Below are 26,144 nucleotides of genomic sequence, written 5' to 3' on the forward strand. Positions count from 1 at the left end.
TCACTCTCCCTTGGTGGCGCTCATCGTGTCGTGGGTGGAAACGAGCTTGTCCACGAAGCCGTACTCCAACGCTTCTTGGGCGGTGAACCAGTGGTCGTACTCGTTGTCGCGGTAGATTTCCTCGACGGTGTGTCCGGTCTGCTCGGCGGTCAACTCGCTCATGGTCTTTTTCATGTCCATGATCAGCTCGGCGTTGATGCGCACGTCAGTGGCGGTGCCGCCGATGCCGCCGGACGGCTGATGCATCAGCACACGCGCATGCGAGGTCAGGAAGCGCTTGCCCTTGGTACCGGAGCTCAGCAGGAACTGGCCCATGGATGCGCACATGCCCAAGCCCACGGTGGCCACGTCCGGCTCGATGAGCTGCATGGTATCGTAGATGGCCATGCCCGCGGTGATGGAGCCGCCCGGGGAATTGATGTACAGCCAGATATCCTTTTTCGGATCCTCGGCGGCCAGCATCAGCATCTGCGCGCAAATGCGGTTGGCCATCTCGTCCTTGACTTCCTCACCCATCCAGATGATGCGGTCCTTGAGCAGGCGGTTGAAAATCGGATCGGTGGGTCCTGCCGGCATGTCTTCGCCAGCCATGACGGGCAGGGGTGCACTAAGGTTGCTCACCTTGTCTCCTTTTCCAGTGTTCTCTATAGTTTCACAGCCTACCGCTTCGAAGCGACGGGGAACAAAATTGCGCCCACAGTGGAGAAGCCGACGGCGAAAACACGGTTATTTGCGTTTCGCGCCGATGCGGAAGGCGGTAATCAGGCAGCAGATTGCAACGGCGACAATCACGATCATGACGGTGAACGTCCAACTGCCGCCAACCGCCGTGGCATGGCTGAATGCCTCGGTTCCTTCCTTGCCAGCGCCGGCCTGGGCCACAGACAGCACCGTGGAGAACAGCGCGGTTCCGGCTGCGCCACCGAACTGCAGGCAGGTGTTGAACACGGCGTTGCCATCCGGCATGAATTGCGGCGCAATGCTGCGCAACGCATTGGTCATGATGTTGGAGAAGCCAAGCGCATAGCCAAGTCCGAAGATGAAGTAGAAACCGGCAAGCGTGGCCGGCGTCAGCCGCATGGAGAAGACCAGCAGCAGGATCGGGCCGCAGATCGCCAGGAAGAACGCGCCCAGAATCGGGCGGACAGGGCCGAAACGGTCGTACAGCGTGCCGCCGATCGGTGCGAAGAAAGCGCCGATCAACGCGCCCGGCAGCACCAGCGCGCCTGCCAGGAACGCGTTCGTTCCCAGGGAAAGCTGGGCAAGATTGGTGATCACATAGCCGAAGCCGATGCCGACGATCGGCAGCAGCATGTAGGCGATCAGATGCAGCAGCACCATCGGATCACGCAGCCATCCCAAGCGAATCAGCGGCGAGAAGGAACGACGGGACGACCATCCGAAGAAGAAAAGCGATCCCAAGCCGACGATCAGGCTGATCACTGCGAAAATCGCCGGCGCTGTAGCCACACCACCCGAAACGGCGGCGGCAACAGCCACGCCCGCCTGGTTCAGGAACATCACTAGACCGCACAACGCCAGCACAATCGCCGCGAACTGCAGCGGATTCAGATGCGCCTCTTCCGTCGGACGGTGCTGTTCGATGCATTTGAGGCCGACAGGCAGCGAAATCAGCAGAATCACGGGAATGACGATGACGAAAATCGCACGCCATGGCAGAATGCTCGACACCGCGCCACCCACGGTCGGGCCGATGGCGGGCGCCACGGTGATGACGAGCGAACCGACGCCCATCAGTCGTCCGACCTTGCTGCGTGGGGACTGTTCGAGAATGATGTTCATCATCAGCGGTGTGGCCACGCCGGAGCCGATGCCCTGGATGATGCGGGCTACTAGAATCACCGGGAACGCATGGCCGAAGATCATGGTCAGCGAGCCAAGCACCGCAAGCGCCACCGCGGCGAGGAACAGGACGCGATGCTTGAATTTGCGGTTAAGATACGACGACAGCGGCATGGTGGCTGCGACCGTCAGCAGGTAGATGGTGGTGATCCACTGCACAGTAGCAGTGTTCACGTTGAATTCCCGCATGAGCTGTGGGAACAGCACCGTCATCACGGTTTCGGTGAGGATGCCGATGAAGGCGAGCGAGCCGACCGCCACGATGGCGCCGATGAGTTTGCCGGGAATGCGTTCGTCCGGCGTTTCCTTGATGTTTTCGCTATTGTTCCGATTGTTATGGTCGGTGGTTTCGAGCGTTGTATTCCGTTCTTTCATAATCACTTTCCGCGCACTTTTTCCTGCGGCCATGTGCGACGCCGCGATTGACGCATGGGCCTTGCAAAGCAAGCAGGCGTCAACCCCAGCGAAGAATTTTAGCGGAACCCCTGACCCAATGCCTGCAGGAAATGAACATCAGGCGTTGCGCTGGCCGGAACGGCCGTCACCGTTATCGTCCTCTTCGTGCAGAATCTTCCGAATCCGCTCCAATCTCGGCTTGACCTCATGCTCGTAACCGCGGTCGTTCGGATGGTAATACTCACGCCCCTGCAATTCGTCAGGCATGTACTGCTGTGGCGCCACCGCGCCCGGCCAATCGTGCGCGTACCGGTAGCCTTCGTGGTTGCCCCAGCTTTTCATCAGCGCGGTCGGCGCATTGCGCAGATGCAGCGGCACTTGGCCGATAAGCCCCGCGTCCACATCGGCGAGCGCCGCGTTGATGGCGTTGTAGCTGGCGTTGGATTTGGGCGCGGTGGCGACGGCGAGCGCCGCTTCGGCAAGAATGATGCGCGCTTCGGGCATGCCGATCATGGCCACTGCCTGCGCCGCGGCTACGGTGACTTGCAGGACCTGCGGGGCGGCCATGCCGACTTCCTCGGATGCGGCGATCATGATGCGTCGTGCGATGAAGCGCGGGTCTTCCCCCGCGCGCAGCATGCGGGCCAGATAATGCATGGTGGCGTCCGGATCGGAGCCTCGCATGGATTTGATGAACGCCGAGATGACGTCGTAGTGGTCGTCTCCGTCCTTGTCGTAACGCACGGTGGCCACGTCCATGACCTTCGACACCACATCAGGCGTGATGATGGGCCGTTTCGCGCCTTTTTTTCGTTCTTTGTCACCAGTGAGCGCGCCGGCCGCGGCTTCGAGGATGGTCAGTGTCTTACGTGCGTCGCCGCCGGCCATGCGGATGATCTCATCCACAGCCTCGTCGGTGATTCTGATTTCGTTGTCAAGGCCGTGTTCGCTTGCGATGGCGCGATTGATCAGCGTTTTCAGATCGTCCGGTTCCAGCGATTCGAGTTTGACGACCACGGATCGGCTGAGCAGCGGCTTGATGACGGAGAAGCTTGGGTTTTCCGTGGTGGCCGCGATGAAGGTGACGTCGCGGTTTTCCACACTGGGCAGCAACGCATCCTGCTGCGATTTGGAGAAGCGGTGCACCTCGTCGATGAACAACACCGTTTCCTTGCCTTCGGAGACGAGACGTTCGTGCGCGCGTTTGAGCACGTCACGCACGTCCTTGACGCCGGAGGTGACCGCGGACAGTTCCTCGAAGACACGGCCGGACTGTTTGGCGACGATATAGGCGAGGGTGGTTTTGCCGACTCCGGGAGGTCCGAACAGGATGATGGAGCTCGGTGCGGTGAGCGAGCCTTTCGAAGCGGGGTTGGCGAGTCTGCGCAATGGCGATCCCTCCCCCAATACCCGTGATTGCCCCACCACATCGTCGATGCTCGCTGGGCGCATGCGTACGGCAAGCGGGCGCGTCACATCATCCGGCGCGTCCATCGCGGCAAACAAATCGTCAGTCATGCTTTCCACTGTACCGCAACACACCCAACAATTCGAACACACGTTCGATGCATGCGTTCGCCCCAACCGGTAGACTGGCAAGCATGGCAGACGATACGAATTATGGCTCGCTGGGCGCGTTGGCGCCGAATTGGGACGAGGGCGAGCGCAACATCGACACGGATGAGATCTATGAGCGTTTCTTCACCTGGGTGGAGGACGTCAAAGGCGTGGAACCGTGGCCGCATCAGGAGGAGGCCATCATGGATCTGCTGGCCGGCGACCATGTCATTTTGAACACTCCGACCGGTTCGGGCAAGTCGCTGGTGGCGCTCGGCATGCATTTCGCCGCGTTGTGCACGGGCCGCCGTTCCTATTACACGGCTCCGATCAAGGCTCTGGTGTCTGAGAAGTTCTTCGACTTGGTTGAAGTTTTCGGCCGCGAGAACGTCGGCATGATCACCGGCGACACGCATATCAACGCGGATGCGCCGATCATCTGCTGCACCGCGGAGATCCTCGCCAATCAGGCGTTGCGCGAGGGCCGCCACGCCGATGTCGGCTGCGTGGCGATGGACGAGTTCCACTATTACGGCGATCCCGAGCGCGGCTGGGCTTGGCAGGTGCCGCTGCTTACGCTGCCGGATACGCAGTTCCTGTTGATGAGCGCGACGCTGGGCAATGTCGACGCAATCGCCGACAAGCTTGAGGACATGACGGACACCGACGTGGATATCATCGCCGATGCGCCACGTCCCGTGCCGTTGACGTACGAATACACACTCGACCCGTTGGAGAAGACGGTGGAATTGGCGTTCGGCAAGGGCGAGACGCCGATTTACGTGGTGCATTTCTCTCAGGATGCCGCGTTGGAGACCGCCAACGCGCTGGCCAGCACGGGCGTGTCCAGCAAGGAGCAGCGCGCCGCGATCGCGGAAGCCATCAAGGGCACGAAGTTCACCACCGCGTTCGGCAAGATCCTGCAGCGTCTGTTGCGTACCGGCATCGGCATCCACCATGCCGGCATGCTCCCCCGCTATCGTCGTCTGGTGGAGCAGCTCGCCCAGCAGGGACTGCTGCCAGTGATCTGCGGCACCGACACGCTTGGTGTCGGTATCAATGTGCCGATTCATTCCGTGGTATTGACCGCGTTGACCAAGTTCGACGGCACGAAGATGCGCAAGCTGCGCGCCCGCGAGTTCCATCAGATCGCAGGACGCGCCGGACGCATGGGCTTCGACACGGAGGGTCTGGTCATAGCCGAAGCCCCCGAATTCGAAATCGAGAACGCCAAGGCTCTGGCCAAGGCAGGCAACGATCCGAAGAAACTGAAGAAGGTCAAGCGCAAGAAGGCTCCTGAAGGTTTCGTAACGTGGAACGAGAACACGTTCGACAAGCTTATCGACGCGGCTCCGGAAACACTGGTGCCGCATATGAAGATCACCCATTCCATGGTGTTGAACGAGGTGGAGCAGGGCGGCGACGCCCGCTACCGCATCGACCGGCTTATCGACGATTCGGCGCAGACTCCGGAGCAGAAGGAGCGTCTGCACGCCCGCGCGGACGAGATCTTCCAGACCTTGTTCGACACGAACGTCATCGAGACCGAAGACCGTGACGATGGCGGCAAGGATTATTTCATGACCGTGGACATGCCGGACGATTTCGCCCTCGATCAGCCGCTAAGCCCGTTCCTGCTGGCCGCGTTGGAACTGCTCGACCCGGAGTCGGACACGTATGCGTTGGATGTGATATCCATGGTTGAGGCCACGTTGGAGGACCCGAAGCAGGTGCTGCGCGCGCAGGAACGTCAGGCGCGCGACGAGGCGATGATCCGCATGAAAGAGGATGGCCTCGACTATGACGAGCGTATGGACAGGCTTCAGGAGATCACCTATCCGAAGCCGTTGGAGGATATGCTGCAGGCCGCGTTCGATGAATACCGCCATGATGTTCCGTGGGCGAACGACTATTGGCTGAGCCCGAAATCCGTGGTGCGCGACATGGTGGAGACCGCTTCCGATTTCACCGGCTACATCGCCCGCTACAACATCGCCCGTTCCGAAGGCACGCTGCTGCGTTACCTGTCCGACGCCTACCGTGCGTTGGCGCGTACCGTTCCGCAGGAAAAGCGCGACGAGCAGCTTGACGACATCATCTCCTGGCTGCGCGTGGTGGTCCGTTCCATCGACTCCTCGCTGGTGGACGAATGGGAGCATGCCGGAACCGATACCGACGCGTCCGAAGCGGCCGCCAATCTTGCCGCGCCCGGCGCAAAACAGGCCGTGGTGGAGGATCGCCGTGGACTCACCGTATTGGTGCGCAATGCCATGTTCCGCCGTGTGCAGCTTATGGACCTCGACAAGCCGGACGAGCTCGGCGCGCTCGATAAGGACTGGGGCTACGGCGTGCACGAGTGGGAGGACACGCTCGACGATTACTACGACGAGCACGAATACGTCAACATCGACGCGAAGGCACGCAGCGGCGAACTGTTCATCCTCGACGAAAGCAAGGAGAACAGCGAGCACGCCTGGAAGGTGCGGCAGATCATCGACGATTCCGATGGCGACCACGACTGGGCCATCACCGGAACCGTCGACCTGGACGCCACGCAATCCAGTGGCGAGGTTGTCTTCTTCGATTACAGCGTGTCCAACTGACGGCGCATCTCGTCGGCGTCGACTTCGAGCGGCGGCCAGATCATGTTCATGTTCTTGAGCGTGTTGCGCAGCAGCTCGGAGACGACGGCCCTCGAATACCAACGATTGTCGGCAGGCACCAGATACCACGGCGCCTGCTCGGTGCTGGTGCGCAGGAACACATCCTGCCATGCAGCCATGTAGTCGTCCCAGCGGGCGCGCGCCTCAAGGTCGCTCGGATCGAACTTCCAGCATTTGGTCGGATCATCGAGACGGCTCAGGAAGTGGCGTTTCTGCTCGTCTTTGCTGACCACGAGGAAGATTTTGATGATGGCGCATCCGTCGGCCGTCAATTGCGATTCGAATCGGTTGATTTCGTCGTACCGTGCCTGCCACACTTCTTCCGGCTGCGTTTTGTAGATGCGCGGCATGACGATGTCCTCGTAATGGGACCGGTCGAAGATGGAGATCCATCCGTTGTTCGGCAGCTCGCGTTTGATGCGCCACAGATAGTCATGGTCCAGTTCTTCGCCTTTCGGCGCGCCGAAACCGTGATAGTGCATGCCCATCGGGTCGCCTTGGCTGAACACATGTCGTACGATGCCGCCTTTGCCTGACGCGTCCATGCCTTGCAGCACGATCAGCAATCGCCGATGCGAGCCTTTCACGCCATTGGCGTACATAAGCCGCTGGTAACGGGCGATCTCCGACGAGCTGATGGATATGAATCGTTCGGCATCATCCTTGTTGCCGTCAAAACCAGGAGTGGAATCGCCATCTATGTCCGATACCTTCGTGTCGTGATGGAATCGCAATAGCTGGGTCGGCGGCAACGTCCATACCGAGCTCAGTAGTTCGCTCGCTTTTGCGGCGTTCGCCAATCCTTCGGCGACGGAATCGCAATTCTCGCTTTTTTCCAGCCGATCTTCCACTTTGTTCAGCGTTTTCGCGATCGAAGACATTCTGGCGTCGTCTTTTTTCGCATCCTTGGTTTTATCCGCCATGTCAAGCCTCCCTGCTTGGTACGGACCACATGCGTGCAGTCCATCGTAGACACGAAAGGGGCCGCTTCCCCGTATTTCGCGGGAAAACGACCCCTACGCGTGTTATGCGATACCGGTGCTATTCGTCGGCTTCGGACTTGTTCTTGTCCTTGCCATCGCCCTTCGTCTTGAACGGATTGTCCTTGATCGGATGTCCATTCTTGTCGAATTTGACCTGGCTTTCCGGATGCGTCTCATCGAAGCCTTGGGCGTACCTGGTCTGACGCCACTGGTGGATGGACGCGTTGGTGCCGCGATGGTGCACATGGTAGACACGCTGCGCGCCACCCAGCGGCACGCCTTCCTTGGCCACGGCGATCTGGTTCACGTTCGACGGATCCATGATGGCGATCGGCGCGACCGGTTCCGGTTCGGCCGGTGCAGCCGTATGCTGCTGCATGCGCGACGGCAGCCATTCGGCCAGCCTGCTCAACAGCCAGCAGACGATGAAATAGACGACCGCGGCCACCACCAGCGTCTGCAGAATGTTGAAATACATGGAGCCGAGTCGACGTGATTCCTGCAGCAGGTCGGTGTACATGATGATCGAGCCGAGCGCGGTGTCCTTCAACACGACGACCAGCTGGGTCACGGCTGCCGGCAGCATGGCGTAGATGGCCTGCGGCACTTCGATCTGCAACAGAGACTGCGTGCGGGTCAATCCCAAGGCGAGCGAGGCCTCACGCTGGCCGTTCGGCAGGTTGCCCACGCCGGAACGCACCAGCTCGGCCACCACGGATCCGTTGTAGATCACAAGCGCGAGCACCACCGCCCAATACGCGGGGCTGGGCAGACCTGCGAAGGCGAACCAGCGCCAGAAGAAGATCATGAGCAGCAGAACGGGGACGGCTCGTGCGAATTCCACGATCGCGCCGGAAATGGTACGGATCAGCAGGCTCGGCAGCAGTCGGCCCACACCAAAGACCAGGCCGAACACCACGGCTCCGACCACGGCCAGTACGGACGCGCGGATCGTGGCCCACAGTCCCGGCAGATAGAAGTCGGTCCATGCTTCGGCGTCAAGCGCCGGTTTCCACAGTTCCCAGCTCAGCTGGTTCTCGCCGTCCGGCGGATTGTGCAGACGCATGAGGATCAGCACGACCACCACCGCGAAGATGATGCCTGCGATCCAATTGACGATACGGATGGTTTTGCGGCCCTTCGGACCAGGCTGGTCGAACAGCACCGCGCTTTCATTGCTTGCCATGTCGCGTCACCTCCTCACCGCGAGCTTGTTGGACAGATACGTGGTCAGCATGCCGATCGGAATGATCAGAACCACATAGCCGAAGGCGAAGATCAGGAAGATCGGTACGATTTGGTCGGCGTGGTATTCGATCATTTCGCTCATCATCGTCGAGGTTTCGGTGGCCACGGATGCCGCCGCCGCGACGGTGGAGTTCTTCAGCAATGCGATCAGCGTGTTGCCCAACGGTGCCACGGAACCGCGGAACGCCTGCGGCAGGATGATCTGAGTGGCGGCCTGCATGAAGTTCAGGCCCAACGCGCGGGCGGCCTCGGCTTGACCAAGCGGCACGGTGTTGATGCCGGAGCGCAGCGATTCACATACGAAAGCCGCGGTGTACAGGCTCAGGCCCGTCACGGCCAGCCAGAAGAAGTTGGTGGCGAACGTGTCGGAGAAGCTGAACTTCAGCTGCGCGTACGCACCCAGCACCATGAACACCATGATGATGGTCAGCGGCAGGTTCTTGAACAGTTCGACGTAGGCACCGGAAACGGTACGGAGCGAGGCGATCGGAGAAATGCGCATCATCACGAGGATGACGCCCAGAATCGTGGAGAACAACGCCGACCACAGGGTCAGCTCGATGTTCACCAGAAACGCGCCGGGAATGTTGTATTGGCTGAACAACGCGAGGAATCCGTCCATCACTTATTCCCCTTTCCATTCGGCACCGGCGGATTGTACTTGGCGTTCGGCGTGTAGGCCACTCCCCTGGTGTTGTCGGAAATGGCCCTTTGCCAAGAACCGTCCTGAATCATATCGGTGATGGCGTTGTTGATTTTGTTCTTCAGCTCGGTGTTGCCCTTCTTGACACCGATGCCGTAATACTCCTGGGTGAACGGCTTGCCCACCACGCGCAGGCGTCCACGTGAGGCGGATGCGAGGCCAGCGAGAATGATGTCGTCGGTGGTGGCGGCGTCCACAATGCCGGAAAGCAACGCGGTGGCGCATTCCGCCATGCCGGGCTGTTCCATCAGCTGGGTCTGCTTGGCGAACTTCTCCTTGACGTTGACGGCGGATGTGGTGCCGGTCATGGAGCACAGCCGCTTGCCGTTCAGATCCTTAGGTCCGTCAATGCCGGTTTCGTCCTTGCGTACCAGCAGATCCTGTCCGGCCACGAAATACGGGCCGGCGAAATCGACGACCTTCTTGCGTTCGTCGGTGATGGAATAGGATGCGACGATGTAGTCGACATCGCCGTTCTGCAGCATAGCCTCACGCTGCTTGGACGGCGATTCCTTCCATACGATCTCGTCTTCGGAATAGCCGAGTTTCTTGGCCACGTACTTGGCCACGTCCACGTCGAAGCCGACGTAGGTGCCGTTCTTCTTGAAGCCCAGGCCAGGCTGGTCGAATTTGATGCCGATGCGGATCTTGCCGGTTTCGTCCGCGCCGCATGCGGATACCGCGAACACGCACGCGCACGCGCAGAATGCCGCGACGGCTCTGCGCAACATGCGTTTCGCCGTGATCGAAAGTGGTTTCATATCAGGTTCCTTCTTCTGTCGTTATGTTCCGTCACTTCAGTGGGTGAGGATCTTCGACAGGAAGTCCTTGGCGCGATCGGTCTTCGGATGTTCGAAGAAGTCGTCCGGCGTGCTCTGTTCGAGAATCTGTCCGTCGGCCATGAACACGACCTTGTCGGCCACCTTGCGCGCGAAACCCATCTCGTGGGTCACGCACAGCATGGTCATGCCTTCATGGGCGAGTTCGACCATGACGTCAAGCACTTCGTTGACCATTTCCGGGTCGAGAGCGGACGTTGGCTCGTCGAACAGCATGACCTTCGGCTGCATGGCGAGGGCGCGGGCGATGGCGACACGCTGCTGCTGGCCGCCGGACAGCTGCGACGGCATTTTGGAGGCCTGCGAGGCCACGCCGACGCGGCCCAGCAAATCCATGGCCAGGTCCTCGGCTTCCTTCTTGTCCATGTGGCGCACCTTGATCGGCGCCAATGTCACGTTTTCCAAAATGGTTTTGTTGGCGAACAGGTTGAACGATTGGAACACCATGCCCACTTCCGCACGCAGTTTGGCGAGTTCCTTGCCTTCCTGCGGCAGCGGTTTGCCGTCGATGCGGATATCGCCGGAATCGATGGTTTCCAGACGGTTGATGGTGCGGCACATCGTGGATTTGCCGGAGCCGGACGGTCCGACGATGACGAGCACCTCGCCTTTGCGTACGGTGAGGTTGATGTCCTTGAGCACATGCAGATCGCCATAATGCTTCTCGACATGGGTCAGTTCGACGAGCGGCCTGTTATCCGCTCCCGCGTCCGGCATGATGGGACGCTTCGCTTCGGTTTCTTTCATTTCAGACATAAAGGGCAGTATAAGAAAGCAATGCGAAATTCATGTTTCCTATACTGCCCGTTCACATCATTTCGTCCGGAATATGAGACATTTCATACCGTTTGACGAACATATTCATCAAACGGATCGCCGCCGGAGCAATGTCACAGCACCTTGGAGAGGAAGGTCTTCAATCGTTCGCTCTTCGGATGGTTGAAGATCTCGTCAGGGGTTCCCTCTTCCTCGATCACGCCGGCATCGGTGAAGATGACCCTCGTGGCCACTTCGCGTGCGAAGCCCATCTCATGGGTCACCAGCACCATGGTCATGCCTTTGGCGGCAAGGTCGCGAATCACTTCGAGCACATCGCCCACCATTTCCGGGTCGAGCGCGGATGTCGCCTCGTCGAACAGCATCACCTTCGGATTCATCGCCAGCGAGCGCGCGATCGCCACACGCTGCTTCTGCCCGCCGGACAGCGATTTCGGCATGGCGTCGGCTTTTTCGGCCAATCCTACGGTTTTCAGCAGTTCCATGGCGTGCGCGCGGGCCTGCTCATCCGTTTCATGATGCACCAGTTTCGGTGCGAGGGTGATGTTGTCGATCACGCTCATGTTGTTGAACAGGTTGAAATGCTGGAACACCATGCCCACCTGCTCGCGCACCTGGTCGATGTTCACATGGCTGTCCGTCAAATCGTGTCCGTTGACCACGATCTTGCCGCCGGTGGCCTGTTCGAGTCCGTTCAGGCAACGCAATATGGTGGATTTGCCGGCGCCGGACGGTCCGATGATGCAGATCACCTCGCCTTTGCGCACGGTCATGTCGACGCCTTTGATGACCTCGGTCTGCCCGTAGCTTTTGTGCAGATCCTTGACGTCGATGATCACGTCGTTCTCGTTCATCGGTTCACCTTCCTGTCCACGATGTTGGCCAGCCACGTCAGGATGGTGATGGCCACGAAGTACATGACGCCGACGATCAGCAGCGTTTCGGTTACGCGGAAGTTCGCCGCGTACAGCTGCTGCGCCTGGTACAGCAGCTCACCGAAGCCGATGGCGAGCAGTAGCGAGGAGTCCTTGATCATGATGACCAGCTGGTTGATGATCGAAGGCATGGCGATTTTGCTGGCCTGCGGCAGAATCACTCGGCGCATGGCCTGCCTGTGGTTGAGTCCCAGCGAACGTGCGCCCTCCATCTGTCCGGAATCGACCGATTGGACTGCGCCACGCACGATTTCCGCCAGGTACGCGCCGGAGTTGAGCGACAAGGTCAATGCGCCGGCGACCCAGATGTTCACGCTATGTCCGATGAGCTGGGGCACGCCGAAGTAGAAGAAGAACGCCCACACCAGGATCGGGGTGCCGCGGAACACCGCGATGTACACATTGGCCAATCCTGCGGCGATTTTGCTTTCCGAAACCTTCATCAGGCCGAACGCGACGCCGAGCACCAATGCGATCGCGAAGGAAAGCAACGTGATCAGCAGCGTGTTCCTCAAGCCCGTCAGCAATGCCGGCATCGACTGTTTGACCAGTCCGAGGAAACCGACCTTCTGTTGTTCGGCGCTGTCGTCGCCATTGTCGGTGATCATGCCGGAAATCGATTTGGCCTGCTCTTTCGCGCCTTGCTTGCCAAGATATTGTGCGACGATTCGCTCGTATTCTCCCGAAGCGATCATCTTGTTCAATCCATCGTTGATGGCGGCCAGCAAATCTGCGTTCATGCCTTTGTTCACGGCCATGCCGTATTCGCCGTGCGGCACCTTCGGAGTCACGATTTTCAGACCGTTGTTCTGCGATACGCCATATGCCAGTACCGGATAATCGTCGAACACCGCGACGGCATTGCCGGATTTGACCATCTCGTACATGGTTGAGGATTGGTCGACGGAAGTCACCTTGTAACCGTACTTGTCGGCATGCTGTTTGGCGTACGATTCGCCCTCCGAGCCAGTTTTCGCCACAACCGTCCGGCCTTTGAGGTCCTTATAGCCGGTGACGTCGTCGTTGTTGGCCGCGACGGCCATCTGGATGCCGGATTGGAAATACGGATTCGAGAAATCATAGGAGGCTTTACGCTCGTCAGTGATGGACATGCCGGCTATGACGACGTCCACCTGGTTGGAGCTTAGGGCCTGCAACGCGGCGTTGAATCCCAGCGACTGTATCTCGACCTTAAAGCCCTCTTCCTTGGCGATGCCTCGGATTAGCTCCATGTCGATGCCGGTCATCTTGCCGTTCTCACGGTATTCGAACGGTGCGAACGTGGTGTCGGTGCCGATTTTATATGTCTTGCCCTTGACCGAGGCCGGATTGCCAGTTTCGGAGGCGAGCGCATGCGGAACGGTCGTCATGAATGCCGCAAAGACCACGGCGAGCACGGCGAACAGCGCGCATATGCGCATGCCGACCGCGTTCAGTCGCTTCTTGTCCTGTGTTTTCGATTTCATACCGTGCTTCAACCCTTTCTGGTTGCCGGATAATCAAACACGCTCCACTGTAATGACAGCGACGGAAAATAGACAACGCGAATAATAAAAAATGTCCGAGCATCATTGATGTTCGGACATTTTTCATTCATCTATGGGCGAAACCGTATCAGTCCTCGTCCTCATCCGGATCGTAATCGACACCGGTCTCGGCGCGCTGCTCAGCGGAGATCGGAGCCGGAGCGCCGGTCAGCGGATCGCGGCCGCCGCCAGCCTTCGGGAAGGCGATGACGTCGCGGATGGAGTCGGCGCCAGCCAGAATTGCGGCGGTACGATCCCAGCCGAGAGCGATGCCGGCGTGAGGCGGAGCGCCGTACTTGAATGCCTCAAGCAGGAAGCCGAACTTGTCTGCGGCCTCTTCCGGCGTGATGCCAAGCACGTCAAGCACACGGTCCTGAATGTCGTCGCGGTGGATACGCACGGAGCCGCCACCCATTTCGTTGCCGTTGCACACGATGTCGTAGGAATCGGACATGGCGTGTTCCGGATCCTTGTCGAACTTGTCGATCCAATCCTTGGACGGCATGGTGAACGGGTGATGCATGGAGGTCCACTTGGAGTGGCCGACTGCCACATCGTCGTCGTCCGGGTCATCGGTCGGCTTGAACAGCGGGAAGTCCACAACCCAAGTGAAGGCGAAATCGTCGGGCTTGAGCAGGCCCGCGCGGCGGGCAAGCTCGACACGCACGGCGCCCAGCAGTTCCTGGGAGGAGGTGCGGCGACCGGCTGCGAAGAACACGGCGTCGCCGTCTTCGGCGCCGACGGCTTCCTTCAGACCGTTGCGTTCCTCTTCGGACAGGTTCTTGGCGACGGGGCCCTTGAGTTCGCCGTTCTCGGCGAACACCACATAGGCGAGGCCCTTGGCGCCACGCTGCTTGGCCCAATCCTGCCATGCGTCGAACTGACGGCGAGGCGTGGCCGCGCCACCCTTGAAGAGCACCGCGCCGACGTATGGGGCCTGGAACACGCGGAACGGCGTGTTCTTGAAGTAATCGGTCAGTTCGATCAGCGGATTGCCGAAACGCAGATCCGGCTTGTCGGAACCGTACTTGTCCATGGCGTCCTGCCAGGTGATGCGCTGGATCGGCAGCTTGATGTCGTAGCCGGCGGACTTCCAGATGGCGGCGATGACCTTTTCGGCCATGGCCATCACGTCCTCCTGGTCCACGAAGGCCATCTCCATGTCGAGCTGGGTGAATTCCGGCTGGCGGTCGGCGCGGAAGTCCTCGTCACGATAGCAGCGGGCCAGCTGGTAGTAACGCTCGACGCCGGAGACCATGAGCAGCTGCTTGAGCAGCTGCGGGGACTGCGGCAGAGCGTACCAGGAACCCGGCACCAGACGGGCCGGCACGACGAAGTCACGGGCGCCTTCCGGCGTGGACTTGATCATGGTCGGGGTTTCGATCTCCTCGAAGCCCATTTCCTCCAGCGCATGGCGGGCGGCCTTCGACATCTGGGCGCGCAGCTTCAGATTGCGCTGCATGGACGGACGACGCAGGTCGAGGTAACGGTACTTCAAACGCACGTCCTCGCCCGGCAGCTTGTTCTCGGACTCGTTCTCAAGAGCGGTGGAGACCTGGAACGGCAGAGCATCGGACTTGGCCAGCACTTCGATGCTTTCGGCCACGACTTCGATCTTACCGGTGGCCAGATGCTCGTTCTCGTTGCCGTCCGGACGCAGACGAACCTCGCCGACAACCTGGATCACGAATTCGGAGCGCAGCGGACGGGCCATCTCCTCGTCATAGATGACGACCTGCACCAGTCCGGTGTTATCGCGAAGATCGATGAAGGCCACGCCACCGTGGTCACGGCGACGGTCGACCCAACCGGCGAGCGTCACCTTCTGACCGACGAGCTGTTCGGTCACTTCGGTTGCATGGTGTGTTCTGTAAGCCGTCTGGCTCATGCTTCCCCTATTCCTTATCCTCTTGTATGTTGCGAAGTCTTGCGATTTCAGGCTTCAACGGTAACGGTTTGCTGGGCATACACAGTATCCGGCTCCCACGACTGTGCGTCAGCCGGCCGCTGGTCTCCTGTGATGATGTTCTTGACTTCGTCCTGGGCGCCCTCTTCGGAGGCGTCGGCCGGGAACCAGACGTACGGGATGCCGAGCTTGTCTGCATATTTGATCTGCTTGCCGAGCTTGGCCGCGGTCGGCGCCACGTCCGCCGCGATACCGCGGGAGCGCAGCTGGTTGGCGATCAGGTTGGACGCGGAGCGGTCGGCTTCGTTCCATACCGCCACGAGCACGGATGCCGGAGACACACGGTTGGCGTGCGCGCCTGCGGTGTGCAGCATGTAGGAGACCAGGCGGGACAGGCCGATGGACAGGCCCACGCCCGGGTACTTCTTGTTGCCCTGCGATGCGAGGTTGTCGTAACGGCCGCCGGAGCAGATGGAGCCCAAAGCGGCGGCGCCGTCGAGGAACGTCTCATACACGGAACCGGTGTAGTAATCAAGACCACGGGCGATTTTCAGATCGGCGATCACGGAGCCCGGACGGATGCGCGCGGCCTCGTCGACGATCATCGCCAGCGTGTCGAGTCCCTGGCGTGCCAACACGTAGGCGTCGGAATCAGACGCGATGTCATGCTTGGCGCACAATGCGTCGAACTTGTCGGACAGTTCCCTGCCGTCGGCGGCGGTCAGCTCGGCCAGTTCGAGGCAGGCACGGGCCTGGGCTTCGTCGGCGCCGCAGCCTTCGACGAGCAGCTTGGCCACCTCATCGGCGCCGATCTTGTCGAGCTTGTCGATCTCACGCAGCACGCCTTCGATATCCGTAAGGCCCAAACCACGGTAGAAGCCTTCGGAGAGTTTGCGGTTGTTCGCATGCACGGTGGCCTTCGGCAGACCGAACTCACGCAGACGTTCCAATGCGGACACCATGACCAACGGCAATTCGACCTCGTAATGGTCGGGCAGATCGCCATTGCCGATCACGTCGATGTCGGCCTGCACGAACTCGCGGAAACGTCCTTCCTGCGGGCGTTCGCCACGCCAGACCTTCTGAATCTGCCAACGTTTGAACGGGAACGCCAGATCGCCGGAATGTTCGACGACATAACGGCTCAGCGGAACGGTCAGATCGAAGTGCAGACCAAGACGATCCTCAATCGGAGTGTCGGACTCGTGTCCGACCTCCTGAAGACGGCTCAGCAGGTAAATCTCCTTGCTGGTCTCGCCTTTCTTGAGCAGGCTGGAACCCTGCTCAACAGCACGGGTTTCAATGCCTATGAAGCCATTGAGCTCGAATACATTACGGAGCGTGTCGATGACACGCTGCTCCACAACACGTTCAGAGGGGAGCCACTCTGGAAATCCTGAAATAGATGCACCTTTAGCCACGGTTCTCTATAATAAATGAGGTTACGGAAAATGCCGCGCGTTTTTCAAGGTTTGGAAGCGCACGTCACGGACCGTCACCCCTGCACTACATGAAGCTTACGTAAGGAGCTGGCCATGGCCGACGAGAATATCACCGCGTCCGAGAACACCACTGAAACCAACGAGCAGGCAGCGACGCCCGCAACCCAGACCAGCAAACCGGCCGTCCCGAGCCCAGCGGCCATGAAGCCGCATGCGCCGAGCCCCGCGGCCTTCGCCAAGAAGGCTCCGCAGCGTCCTGCAACCTCCACCGGATTCTCCGAAGCCGATATCAAGGCCACCGAAGCGTTCGGCCGTGTCGCCGATGACGGCACCGTGTTCGTGAAGGAAGGCGAGGGAGAACGCGAGGTCGGACAGTTCCCGGACGCTTCCAAGGAAGAGGCCCTGGCACTGTATGCCCGTCGCTATCTCGATCTGAAGGCAAAGCTCGACCTGTTCGCCAACAGGCTCAAGTCCAGCAATGTGAAGAACCGTGAGATCGACGAGTCCATCAAGACGCTTTCCGCCGAAATCGAGCAGCCGGCCGTCGTCGGAGATATTGAGGCGCTCAAGTCCCAGTTCGAAGCACTGAAGGAGGCCGGAGCGGCCAAGAAGGCCGAGCTGAGCGAGGCCCACAAGGCCGCCGTCGCCAAGGCGCTGGCCGAACGTACCGCGATTGTGGAGAAGGCCGAGGCTCTGGCCAATTCCCTGGGCGACAACACCAACTGGCGTTCCACCGCGGACAAGTTCCGTTCGCTGTTCCAGCAGTGGCAGGATCACCAGCACAATAGCGTCCGTCTCGACAAGGCCGACGCCGACGCCCTGTGGTCCCGTTTCTCCTCCGCCCGCACTACGTTCAACAGCGCCCGCCGCAAGTGGGCCCAGGGCCGCGATGAGGAGCGCAGCAACGCCAAGGCCGCGAAGGAGGCCATCATCGCCGAAGCCGAGGAGATCAAGGATTCCACCGCTTGGGTGGAAACCTCCCGCAAGTTCAACGAGCTGATGGATCGTTGGAAGAAGGCCGGTCGTGCGGGCCGTCGTGATGATGACGCGCTGTGGGCACGTTTCCGTGCTGCGGCGGACACGTTCTTCAACGCCCGTCAGGCCGATCGCGAGCAGATTAGCTCGTCCGAAAAGGAAAATCTCGCCAAGAAGGAAGAACTGCTGACCAAGGCTGAGGCTTTGGTGCCGGTCAAGGATGAGAAGGCCGCCAAGCAGGCTCGCCAGGCATTGGCCGCCATTCAGGAGGAATGGGACCAGATCGGCTACGTTCCGCGCGATGACATGCACCGCATCGAAAGCCGTCTTGATGCTGTCGACAAGCAGATCAAGGCTGTTGAGGATGCCGCCTGGAAGCAGTCCGATCCGGAAGCCGACGCCCGTAAGTCCTCCTTCGAGGAGCAGCTCAACGCACAGCTCGCCGAACTTGACGCCCAGATCGCCGCTGAGTCCGATCCGAAGAAGAAGGCCAAGCTTGAGGCGGAGAAGGCCACCAAGGAGCAGTGGCTGAACGCCATCAAGTAATGACGCTCCCATAGAGCGATACGGTTGTGGTTCCGCTTGGAAGTGGCGGAACCACAACCGTCCAGCTGAACGGATAGCTGGACGAATAGGCATATGTAAAAAAGACCGGTGGGTTTCATGACATTCCATCATGAAACCCACCGGTCTTTTTGCATACGCGTTGCCGGGGTTCTTACCCCGGCAACGTTGGAAATCAGTTCTGCGACTGCGCGGAATCAGCCGGTTCCGTCGATGCCGTCGGTTCAGTGGCGGCATCGGTTTCAGCGGCCGTTTCGGTCGCTTTCACCGGATTATCCGTCTGGCTCGGCTCTTCGAAGGCCTCGCCGGTGAACGTGAACTCACCCAGAATGCCTTCGCCTTCGGCGTCCACCTTCACGCGCTGGCCATCTTCGAGGTCGCCCATCAGGATCTTCTCCGAAATGGCGTCCTCGATGTCGCGCTGGATCACGCGACGCAGCGGACGGGCGCCCAGCAGCGGGTCGAAGCCCTTCTGTGCGAGCAGATCCTTGGCCGCGTCGGTCAGTTCGAGCGACATGTGACGGTCGAACAGACGGTCGTTGAGCTGCTTGACATCCAAGTCGACGATCTGGCGCACCTGCGGTTCGGTGAGCTGCTTGAACACGATGATGTCATCCAGACGGTTCAGGAACTCCGGACGGAACTGCTGCTTGAGTTCGGCGGAGACCTGTTCCTTCATGCGCTGGTAGCTCGATTCGGTGTTCGTGCCCAGGTTGAAACCGGTGTTGGCGGCCTTGGCGATGTCACGAGTGCCGAGGTTGGTGGTCAGGATGATGATGGTGTTCTTGAAGTCCACCTTGCGTCCCTGGCCGTCGGTCAGATGGCCATCGTCCAGCACCTGCAACAGCGTGTTGAAGATGTCCGGATGGGCTTTTTCGATTTCGTCGAACAACACCACGGAGAACGGCTTGCGACGCACCTTTTCGGTAAGTTCGCCGCCTTCTTCGTAGCCGACGTATCCCGGAGGCGCACCGAACAGGCGCGACGCGGCGTACTTTTCGGAGAATTCCGACATGTCCACGCGGATCAGCGCATCCTCATCGTCGAACAGGAATTCGGCGAGGGCCTTGGCCAGCTCGGTCTTACCAACGCCGGTCGGGCCAGCGAAGATGAACGAACCAGCCGGACGCTTCGGATCCTTCAATCCGACGCGTGCGCGACGGATGGAACGGCTCAATGCGGACACAGCCTCATCCTGACCGATGATGCGCTTGTGCAGTTCGCTCTCCATGCCCATGAGCTTCTTGGACTCGGCCTGGGTGAGCTTGAACACCGGAATGCCGGTGGTCTGGGAAATCACCTCAGCGATGACGTCCTCATCCACCACCATCTTCACATCGGACTCGCCCTCACGCCAAGCGGATTCCTTCTCCTTGCGCTCGGACTCGATCTTCTCCTGCTTGTCACGCAGCTCGGCGGCCTTCTCAAAGTCCTGGTCCTTGATGGCCTGGTCCTTCTCCTCGGCCAGCTTGGCAGCCTTGGCGTCCAATTCCTTGAGCTCCGGCGGAGCGGTGAGCCTGCGGATACGCAGTCGGGCGCCGGCCTCATCGATCAGATCGATGGCCTTGTCGGGCAGGTGGCGGTCCTGAATGTAGCGGCTGGAAAGTTCCGCCGCGGCCTGCAGCGCGCCATCGGTGATCGTCACATGATGGTGGTTCTCGTAACGCTCACGCAAGCCCTTCAGAATCTCAATGGTCTCGGCGATGGTCGGCTCGTGCACCTGGATCGGCTGGAAACGACGTTCCAGCGCGGCATCCTTCTCGATGTACTTGCGGTACTCGTCGGTGGTGGTCGCGCCGATGGTCTGCAGTTCGCCACGGGCCAGCATCGGCTTCAACATATCGGAAGCGCCCAAGGCGCCATCCGCGGAGCCTGCGCCCACGATGGTGTGAATCTCATCGATGAACAGCACGATGTCGCCGCGGGTCTTGATCTCCTTCAAAACCTTCTTCAAGCGTTCCTCGAAATCGCCACGGTAGCGGGAACCAGCAACCATGGAACCGAGGTCCAAGGAGTAGACCTGCTTGCCTTTCAGCGTTTCCGGCACATCACCGGCGTTGATCTTCTGCGCGAGTCCTTCGACCACCGCGGTCTTGCCTACGCCAGGCTCGCCGATCAGCACCGGGTTGTTCTTGGTGCGGCGACTCAACACCACCATCACACGCTCGATCTCGTTGGATCGTCCGATCACCGGATCGAGCTTCCCAGCGGCAGCCTCAGCCGTAAGGTTGCGGCCGAACTGGTCGAGAATCGCGGAACCGGTCTGATTGCGACGGTCCTGCACGCCACCGGCATTGGCGAGTTCGCCCTTGCCATCGTTCTTGCCGTCGCTGGAATTGCCTCGGATCAGATCGATGGTAGCGCTACGCAGTTCGCCAAGGTTGACATCCATCTTGATCAGCACCTGTGTGCCGACGCCTTCGCCCTCATGAATCAGACCGAGCAGGATATGCTCGGTGCCGATATAGCTGTGCCCCAGCTGCAACGCCTCACGTAGCGACAGCTCCAACACCTGCCTGGCATGCGGGGTGAAGGGAATGTGGCCGTTCGGCGACGCATTTCCCTTGCCGATCATCTCTTCGACCTGCTTGCGGGTGTCGTCCAAGGTCACGCCCTTCGAGGCCAATGCCTTGGCGGCAACGCCTTCACCCTCACGAATCAGGCCCAGCAGCAGATGCTCGGTGCCGATGTAGTTGTGCTGGAGGGTCCGAGCTTCTTCCTGCGCCAACACAATCACGCGTCGCGCACGGTCGGTAAACCGTTCGAACATGCTTGTCCTTCCACTCTTGTTAGTCCTTCAACACTCTACCGATTCGCGGTGACGTTTATTCCGCCGGCGCGTAAATTGCGCTATGGACGCAAAGGAACGGATATGCTTGACTTATGGCAACGACCAAGGAGGTCACCAAATGAGCGACACCATCCTGCAATCGAATGATGTGATGGATTCCCGCCGAGGCGACATCGTCGTCGGCGTCGACGGGTCCGATGAATCCTTCGCAGCCCTGCGTTGGGCTCTTGGCGAAGCATCGCTGACCGGACAGCAGGTGAATGCGGTCTACGCATGGACCCATTCATGGGATATGGGATCCCAGCCGGAAGATGAGGAGCAATGGGCGCAGATGCGTCATGATATCGCCCGTCGGCTGCGCGAATGGGTGGCCCAGGCCTCGCAAGGCATGACGATTGACGAGAACCGCGTCAAACTCACCTCCGTCAAAGCCACCGGAACGGCAGCGCTTCTGGAAATCGGCAAGGACGCCCAACAGATCGTCGTCGGACGTCGTTCGCTTGGACGCGTGGCACGATGGTTTCTGGGATCGCTTTCCGCTTCTCTTGCAGAGGAGGCGAAGGTGCCCGTCACCGTGGTGCGTATCCTCGATGATGAAGAGGCATCCGTGCAGGACGCCATCGCCAATGCGCTTACGCCGACCGAGGAAACGGTCTCCTACACGATGCCGGGTTCTCCCCTGCCTCGGAACCAGCGTCCGGTGGTTGTAGGCGTTGATGGTTCGGAGACCTCCAAACACGCTTTGCGTTTCGCCATCGATTTCGCGGCCCTGCATCACGCTCCCCTGCAGGTCATGTTCTGCTGGCAGCTGAAAGATTTGGGCGTGGTCAAAGGGTATGAGAACGCCGTCGCTCCCATCTCCGTCGGCCAGGCGCAGGCGGAACGCATGCTTGATGAATTGCTCGATTCGGTTCAGGTTTCATCAGCGAACATTCCCGACGATTTCCAAATCGAATCGCACGCTTTCCATATTCCCGCCTCGAAGGGGCTTATCGCGGCTTCCCGCTACGCACGTCATCTAGTGGTCGGTTCGCGCGGCTTGTCCGGTCTGGACGCGCATTTCCTTGGATCGGTTTCCAAGCAAATCATCAACTTCGCAGACTGCACCGTCACCGTCGTGCACTGACCGCATAAAAAAGAAAACAAGATATGAGAGGGCCACGTACACATTCAGGTACGTGGCCCTCTCATATACGATGACGATTATTTGTCGGATTCGGCTTGAGCCGACGAATCAGCTTCCGTCATTTCGCTTTCCGTTGTTTCAGCCGCCGCCGGTTCGGTTTCCACCGATTCGTCTTCCATCGATTTGTTTTCCGTTTGCTCGATGGTTTCAGCAGTCGGCTCAACTACCGTCTCATCCATCTGTTCAACCGGCTCAACCGACCCGGCGGAATTGACGGAATCGGCGGAATCAACCTGTTCAGTCTGTTCGACTGGCTCGTCCGATTCAGTCGGCTCAGCCGTATCAGCCGATTCGGTATCGTCCGACGTTTCCGGCTTATTCTCGTCGACCACGGTGACGGTGGTCTCTACTTCAGGCGCATCGTCGGAGGCCACATGCTCAAGCACATCCTCTTGGCTGGCGTCGTCGTCGATGGTGTTGGCTTCGATGTCCGCGTCCGAACCTTCCTCATCCTCATTCGGATTATGGTCGTCATCGGACGAAAGCTGTTCGATCAGCTCCACGGAGCCCCGCTCGTCACGCGGCGCCTGGGCGATGATATCGATATGCATGTCGTCGAACGCCGGCTTCGACTGCACCCACAGATGCGACGGCTCCGGTGGATCGATTTCGGAATGCTCTCCGCAGCCATGATCGATGGACACGACCCTGCCGTCATCCGGGCTCCACTTGTTGGCGCACACGCCGAACAGCAGGTTCAACTCACCCTTCAGCGGAATGAAGAATCCGCATGTGGAGCAAGGATTGCCGTCGGCCGTCTTGGTGGATAGCGATTTTGGCCCATGTGGGCCTTCGTACCAACGTTTTGCGGTCTGCGACCGGCCAAGCGGAGTCAACACGTGCCTGCGGGACAGGTCGAATTCCTCGACCGCCTCTTCGACATCCTCTTCGGACGTCACAGGCTGTTCGGAATCCTCCGAAACGTCCGTCTTCTCAGACTCATCCGAAGCGTTTCCATCCATCGCCGGTTCCTGTACGGTTTCATCCGCGACTGACGGTTTGTCTTCCGTATCGTCCGATGTTTCGGCATCCTGCGTCTTGCGGAAGCCCTCTTCCATGCGGGGGTCATCGGGATCGGTGCCGATTGAATCGGTCACCGCCAAATCGCCCGGCTCGAGACGGTCCTTCCAAGGAATCCATTTTGGCGGACGCAGGGCCTTGTCGGTCGGGACCAGGGATGATTCGTTGACCGTCCAATGGTCCAGTTCGACATCATGGTATAACGTGACCGACCATTGCCAGCCTTCGTAGCCGCGTACTCGGGATTCGAAGCGGAAATCGGTGACGTTGTCTCCCAGGTCGATGGCTTCCACGAAGTCGCCGACCTGACCGTCCTCGTCGGACACTGTGACAGCGACCGCTTGGGCGATTGCCTTGGGATCCATTGTGGTATCGGACATGAAACTCTATTCCTGTACGTCGAAATTGTCGGCGACCGCGCGCAGAAGCGTGGCGAGCTTCTTGCTTTCAGCCGGTGAAGGATAGCGATGTCGACGAAGCTGATTGCCCGCGGAGTCAAGCAGCTTGATCAGATCCTCCACGATGGCGGCCATATCGTCCGGCTTCGGACGGGTGGCTTTAACCAGCGACGGGGCCGAGGCAACCAGCGTCACTCCCATCGCCTGCGGCCCACGACGACCATCAATGACGGAATACTCGACCTTGGCGCCCTTACGCAGCGTCTTCACGCCCTCGGGAAGGGCGGCAGCGGGCAGGAACACATCATCCGTGCTCTCACCCGTCTGAATGAAACCATAGCCTTTGTTCGCATCAAACCAACGAACACGTCCGCTCGGCATTGTCACCTCACATTTTGCTGATCAGATACCTTCACGCGAATAGGTAAAACCATTCGCCCATTTTCAAACCAAAGATACAGTTTAGCGCAAGAGGTGGGCCGCACCCATCCTTCCGCGCCGATAGCGTCTGCTTTCCCGACGGAAAAGAGCGTTATTTCTTTGATTTGCGATTCTTTTTTTCGTTTTTTCGATTCTCGCTCGCCGTAATCGGCTGCGGCTTGGGTTCGACCGGGGCGATCGGCAGCACCACCGTCAGGGTCAGTCCCGTTCCTTCGCTGCCGGATGCGCAGATGAATCCATGATGCGCCTTGACCACGGATTGCGCGATTGCCATGCCGAGTCCCGTACCGCCCTTCTGACGCGCACGCGACGGGTCGGCGGTGTAGAAACGTTCGAAGATCTTCGACCGTGCCTCCGGCGGCACGCCGGGACCGTGGTCGCTGAATCGCACAATCGCGTAGTTCATACCCACTTGCATGGACTGCCCCACTTCGATGGCTTCGACCAGATGGCGCAGCGACTGCTCGTTGGACGGCATACGGGATAGGGATTCGGGACTGATCGACGCGGGGAGCACACCCATGGAGATCTCCACAGGCGAGTCCGCCGGCGTATACCGGTGGATATTGCCCACGATGTTGGTGACCACTTGACGCAGTCTCGAAGCATCACCCTTCAACTCAATCTGGGGCATCTGGCCATTTTGGAAGGCGAATTGGGCGGGATGATCCATATCGGTACTTGGTTGGAGCACGACCTGTCCGCAGGAAATGCCGCGGTCGGGGTCGAGCGCATGCAGGTCATCGGCTGCGTCGCGCACCACGAAGGTCAGTTTCACCTGCTGCGTGATGTCGATGCCACGTCCTTCGTCCAAACGAGCCAAAGACAGCAGGTCCTCCACCAGAACCGTCATACGCGCGCTGGACGCCTCGATATGTTCGATGGATTCGTCAGCCCTCTCCAAAGCCCCAGGCATGTCGCGCTGCATTTTGTACAGCTCGGCGTACCCGTGAATGGCGGCGAGCGGCGTACGCAATTCGTGACTGGCGTCCGAGACGAACCGCTTCATTTTTTCGGTGGTCTCTTCCTGCGCGTGGAAGCTCTCCTCGATGCGTGTCAGCATGGTGTTCAGCGACATGGACAGAGAGCCGACCTCCGTGCTTTCCGGCAGGTCTGGCACACGTTGGCTGAGATCTCCCGCGGCGATTTTCGCGGCGGTCTTTTCAATCCGCTTCAAGGGCGCGAGCGTGCTTTGCACCAGAATGGTGCCGAGTATCGCGCCGATCAGCACCACCGCGATGCCCACCATCGCGCAGAATCGCGTCAATGTGTTGGCCGTGTCGATCTGATCGCTCAACGACAGGCCGATGAACACGACGCCACTGTCCTTGACTTGCCCGGTCCGTGTCTTCTCGTTCCAAGGCAACGCGACAACACGCCATGGCGACTGCGCGGCCTGCATGATGGAATGATCCGGGGTGCGGCTTGTGGTGATGTGCACCACCGCACGTGTCGTGAATGGCTGTCCAAGAGTGACGCCGTCGATGCTGCCGTCGGCCGGCAGACTTGGTTCCGAAACCACTCCGTCACGGAGCATGGGCACCGATCCGGCACCCGTGCTTTTGTATTCGCTGTCGCGCACCTCCACGTAATACGTGTTCATGAGGCTGCGCCCGTCATCGCCGGTGTCGCTGCTGAGCGAGTCCATGCTGTTGAAAATCAGCTGGGCTTGGTTGATCAGCTGCGTATCGGTCTTCTGCAGCAGATAATTGCCCACCAACGTACGTATGGAAAAGGAGATGCCGATGGTGCCGATGGTCAGCAGCACGATGATGCAGGTGACCAGTTTCGTGCTCAGCGGAATCGCTTGAATCCTGCGGGTGAAACGGCTCCATACCTTGTTCTGCTTCGGCAGCGACCGGGGAGGCTGCATGGGGGCCGGAATGGCCGAAGGATTGGAGGCGTGGCCCGTGGACGGCGAATTGGGATTC

Annotated in this window: 19 protein-coding genes; 3 read left to right on the top strand and 16 right to left on the bottom strand. The window is 59.8% G+C overall.

The genetic code is table 11. From position 1 onward, the window contains the following. From KSX58_RS06810 to KSX58_RS06820, 3 genes are all read right to left on the bottom strand, one after another. Positions 1–621 carry an ATP-dependent Clp protease proteolytic subunit gene (locus tag KSX58_RS06810; protein ID WP_011743024.1) on the bottom strand — a complete coding sequence of 207 codons (621 nt, stop codon included), beginning with the start codon at positions 619–621 and terminating at the stop codon, positions 1–3. Positions 622–726: 105 nt separating this feature from the next. Beyond that, positions 727–2,238, bottom strand: coding sequence for an MDR family MFS transporter (locus tag KSX58_RS06815; protein WP_223895087.1), 1,512 nt, complete (start codon positions 2,236–2,238; stop codon positions 727–729). A 138-nt stretch (positions 2,239–2,376) separates the two neighbouring features. Further along, positions 2,377–3,777 (bottom strand): replication-associated recombination protein A, encoded by a 1,401-nt coding sequence (locus KSX58_RS06820; protein WP_003808733.1) that lies wholly within the window; start codon positions 3,775–3,777, stop codon positions 2,377–2,379. Positions 3,778–3,860: 83 nt separating this feature from the next. Between KSX58_RS06820 and KSX58_RS06825 the strand changes: the two genes are divergently transcribed. Beyond that, complete coding sequence (locus KSX58_RS06825) at positions 3,861–6,419, top strand: RNA helicase (protein ID WP_033499161.1); 2,559 nt, start codon at positions 3,861–3,863, stop codon at positions 6,417–6,419. Here KSX58_RS06825 and KSX58_RS06830 read toward each other — a convergent pair. The 9 genes from KSX58_RS06830 to hisS all read right to left on the bottom strand — a co-directional run bounded on the left by KSX58_RS06830 (position 6,401) and on the right by hisS (position 16,817). Continuing rightward, positions 6,401–7,360: a PPK2 family polyphosphate kinase gene (locus KSX58_RS06830; RefSeq protein WP_227561446.1), complete on the bottom strand. Its 960-nt coding sequence runs from the start codon at positions 7,358–7,360 to the stop codon at positions 6,401–6,403. The two genes, KSX58_RS06825 and KSX58_RS06830, sit on opposite strands and share 19 nt — an antisense overlap. 160 nt (positions 7,361–7,520) lie before the next feature. Further along, on the bottom strand, positions 7,521–8,648 hold the full coding sequence (locus KSX58_RS06835) for an amino acid ABC transporter permease (protein ID WP_003808726.1): 1,128 nt from the start codon (positions 8,646–8,648) through the stop codon (positions 7,521–7,523). 6 nt (positions 8,649–8,654) lie between these two features. Next, the gene (locus KSX58_RS06840) at positions 8,655–9,332 is read right to left on the bottom strand and encodes an amino acid ABC transporter permease (protein WP_011743020.1); all 678 of its coding nucleotides are present in this window, start codon (positions 9,330–9,332) and stop codon (positions 8,655–8,657) included. Further along, positions 9,332–10,144, bottom strand: a complete 813-nt coding sequence (locus KSX58_RS06845) for a glutamate ABC transporter substrate-binding protein (RefSeq protein ID WP_011743019.1) — start codon at positions 10,142–10,144, stop codon at positions 9,332–9,334. Before KSX58_RS06845 ends, KSX58_RS06840 begins: the two co-directional genes overlap by 1 nt. A gap of 66 nt (positions 10,145–10,210) precedes the next feature. Beyond that, the gene (locus KSX58_RS06850) at positions 10,211–11,008 is read right to left on the bottom strand and encodes an amino acid ABC transporter ATP-binding protein (protein ID WP_038444306.1); all 798 of its coding nucleotides are present in this window, start codon (positions 11,006–11,008) and stop codon (positions 10,211–10,213) included. Positions 11,009–11,142: 134 nt separating this feature from the next. Then, positions 11,143–11,883, bottom strand: coding sequence for an amino acid ABC transporter ATP-binding protein (locus tag KSX58_RS06855; protein WP_003808719.1), 741 nt, complete (start codon positions 11,881–11,883; stop codon positions 11,143–11,145). Further along, positions 11,880–13,430 (bottom strand): ABC transporter substrate-binding protein/permease, encoded by a 1,551-nt coding sequence (locus tag KSX58_RS06860; RefSeq protein ID WP_033499166.1) that lies wholly within the window; start codon positions 13,428–13,430, stop codon positions 11,880–11,882. Before KSX58_RS06860 ends, KSX58_RS06855 begins: the two co-directional genes overlap by 4 nt. A gap of 148 nt (positions 13,431–13,578) precedes the next feature. After that, positions 13,579–15,378 (bottom strand): aspartate--tRNA ligase, encoded by a 1,800-nt coding sequence (aspS, locus tag KSX58_RS06865; RefSeq protein WP_003808714.1) that lies wholly within the window; start codon positions 15,376–15,378, stop codon positions 13,579–13,581. A gap of 47 nt (positions 15,379–15,425) precedes the next feature. Then, entirely contained in the window at positions 15,426–16,817 is a 1,392-nt protein-coding gene (gene hisS / locus KSX58_RS06870) for a histidine--tRNA ligase (protein ID WP_055680405.1), read from the bottom strand. 114 nt (positions 16,818–16,931) lie between these two features. Between hisS and KSX58_RS06875 the strand changes: the two genes are divergently transcribed. Continuing rightward, on the top strand, positions 16,932–18,359 hold the full coding sequence (locus KSX58_RS06875) for a DUF349 domain-containing protein (RefSeq protein WP_217735667.1): 1,428 nt from the start codon (positions 16,932–16,934) through the stop codon (positions 18,357–18,359). Positions 18,360–18,552: 193 nt separating this feature from the next. Here KSX58_RS06875 and KSX58_RS06880 read toward each other — a convergent pair whose 3' ends face one another. Further along, positions 18,553–21,147, bottom strand: a complete 2,595-nt coding sequence (locus tag KSX58_RS06880) for an ATP-dependent Clp protease ATP-binding subunit (protein ID WP_003808709.1) — start codon at positions 21,145–21,147, stop codon at positions 18,553–18,555. Positions 21,148–21,286: 139 nt separating this feature from the next. Between KSX58_RS06880 and KSX58_RS06885 the strand changes: the two genes are divergently transcribed. Next, entirely contained in the window at positions 21,287–22,294 is a 1,008-nt protein-coding gene (locus KSX58_RS06885; RefSeq protein ID WP_021913929.1) for a universal stress protein, read from the top strand. A 77-nt stretch (positions 22,295–22,371) separates the two neighbouring features. Here KSX58_RS06885 and KSX58_RS06890 read toward each other — a convergent pair whose 3' ends face one another. The 3 genes from KSX58_RS06890 to KSX58_RS06900 all read right to left on the bottom strand — a co-directional run bounded on the left by KSX58_RS06890 (position 22,372) and on the right by KSX58_RS06900 (position 26,086). Continuing rightward, positions 22,372–23,754, bottom strand: a complete 1,383-nt coding sequence (locus KSX58_RS06890) for a DUF3027 domain-containing protein (protein ID WP_217735666.1) — start codon at positions 23,752–23,754, stop codon at positions 22,372–22,374. A 6-nt stretch (positions 23,755–23,760) separates the two neighbouring features. Further along, positions 23,761–24,153, bottom strand: a complete 393-nt coding sequence (locus tag KSX58_RS06895; RefSeq protein ID WP_003808704.1) for a cold-shock protein — start codon at positions 24,151–24,153, stop codon at positions 23,761–23,763. A gap of 151 nt (positions 24,154–24,304) precedes the next feature. Next, the gene (locus KSX58_RS06900) at positions 24,305–26,086 is read right to left on the bottom strand and encodes a HAMP domain-containing sensor histidine kinase (RefSeq protein WP_085379665.1); all 1,782 of its coding nucleotides are present in this window, start codon (positions 26,084–26,086) and stop codon (positions 24,305–24,307) included. Positions 26,087–26,144: the final 58 nt, after the last annotated feature.

The sequence above is a fragment of the Bifidobacterium sp. MSK.17.10 genome, assembly GCF_019129655.1.
GTDB lineage: Bacteria > Actinomycetota > Actinomycetes > Actinomycetales > Bifidobacteriaceae > Bifidobacterium > Bifidobacterium adolescentis.

What these genes read in the sequence shown, in the direction of transcription:
- KSX58_RS06815 (WP_223895087.1), bottom strand. Translation starts at nt 2,238, where the DNA reads ATGAAAGAACGGAATACAACGCTCGAAACCACCGACCATAACAATCGG.
- KSX58_RS06820 (WP_003808733.1), bottom strand. Translation starts at nt 3,777, where the DNA reads ATGACTGACGATTTGTTTGCCGCGATGGACGCGCCGGATGATGTGACG.
- KSX58_RS06825 (WP_033499161.1), top strand. Translation starts at nt 3,861, where the DNA reads ATGGCAGACGATACGAATTATGGCTCGCTGGGCGCGTTGGCGCCGAAT.
- KSX58_RS06830 (WP_227561446.1), bottom strand. Translation starts at nt 7,360, where the DNA reads ATGTCTTCGATCGCGAAAACGCTGAACAAAGTGGAAGATCGGCTGGAA.
- KSX58_RS06835 (WP_003808726.1), bottom strand. Translation starts at nt 8,648, where the DNA reads ATGGCAAGCAATGAAAGCGCGGTGCTGTTCGACCAGCCTGGTCCGAAG.
- KSX58_RS06840 (WP_011743020.1), bottom strand. Translation starts at nt 9,332, where the DNA reads ATGGACGGATTCCTCGCGTTGTTCAGCCAATACAACATTCCCGGCGCG.
- KSX58_RS06845 (WP_011743019.1), bottom strand. Translation starts at nt 10,144, where the DNA reads ATGTTGCGCAGAGCCGTCGCGGCATTCTGCGCGTGCGCGTGCGTGTTC.
- KSX58_RS06850 (WP_038444306.1), bottom strand. Translation starts at nt 11,008, where the DNA reads ATGTCTGAAATGAAAGAAACCGAAGCGAAGCGTCCCATCATGCCGGAC.
- KSX58_RS06855 (WP_003808719.1), bottom strand. Translation starts at nt 11,883, where the DNA reads ATGAACGAGAACGACGTGATCATCGACGTCAAGGATCTGCACAAAAGC.
- KSX58_RS06860 (WP_033499166.1), bottom strand. Translation starts at nt 13,430, where the DNA reads ATGAAATCGAAAACACAGGACAAGAAGCGACTGAACGCGGTCGGCATG.
- aspS (WP_003808714.1), bottom strand. Translation starts at nt 15,378, where the DNA reads ATGAGCCAGACGGCTTACAGAACACACCATGCAACCGAAGTGACCGAA.
- KSX58_RS06875 (WP_217735667.1), top strand. Translation starts at nt 16,932, where the DNA reads ATGGCCGACGAGAATATCACCGCGTCCGAGAACACCACTGAAACCAAC.
- KSX58_RS06880 (WP_003808709.1), bottom strand. Translation starts at nt 21,147, where the DNA reads ATGTTCGAACGGTTTACCGACCGTGCGCGACGCGTGATTGTGTTGGCG.
- KSX58_RS06885 (WP_021913929.1), top strand. Translation starts at nt 21,287, where the DNA reads ATGAGCGACACCATCCTGCAATCGAATGATGTGATGGATTCCCGCCGA.
- KSX58_RS06890 (WP_217735666.1), bottom strand. Translation starts at nt 23,754, where the DNA reads ATGTCCGATACCACAATGGATCCCAAGGCAATCGCCCAAGCGGTCGCT.
- KSX58_RS06895 (WP_003808704.1), bottom strand. Translation starts at nt 24,153, where the DNA reads ATGCCGAGCGGACGTGTTCGTTGGTTTGATGCGAACAAAGGCTATGGT.
- KSX58_RS06900 (WP_085379665.1), bottom strand. Translation starts at nt 26,086, where the DNA reads ATGCAGCCTCCCCGGTCGCTGCCGAAGCAGAACAAGGTATGGAGCCGT.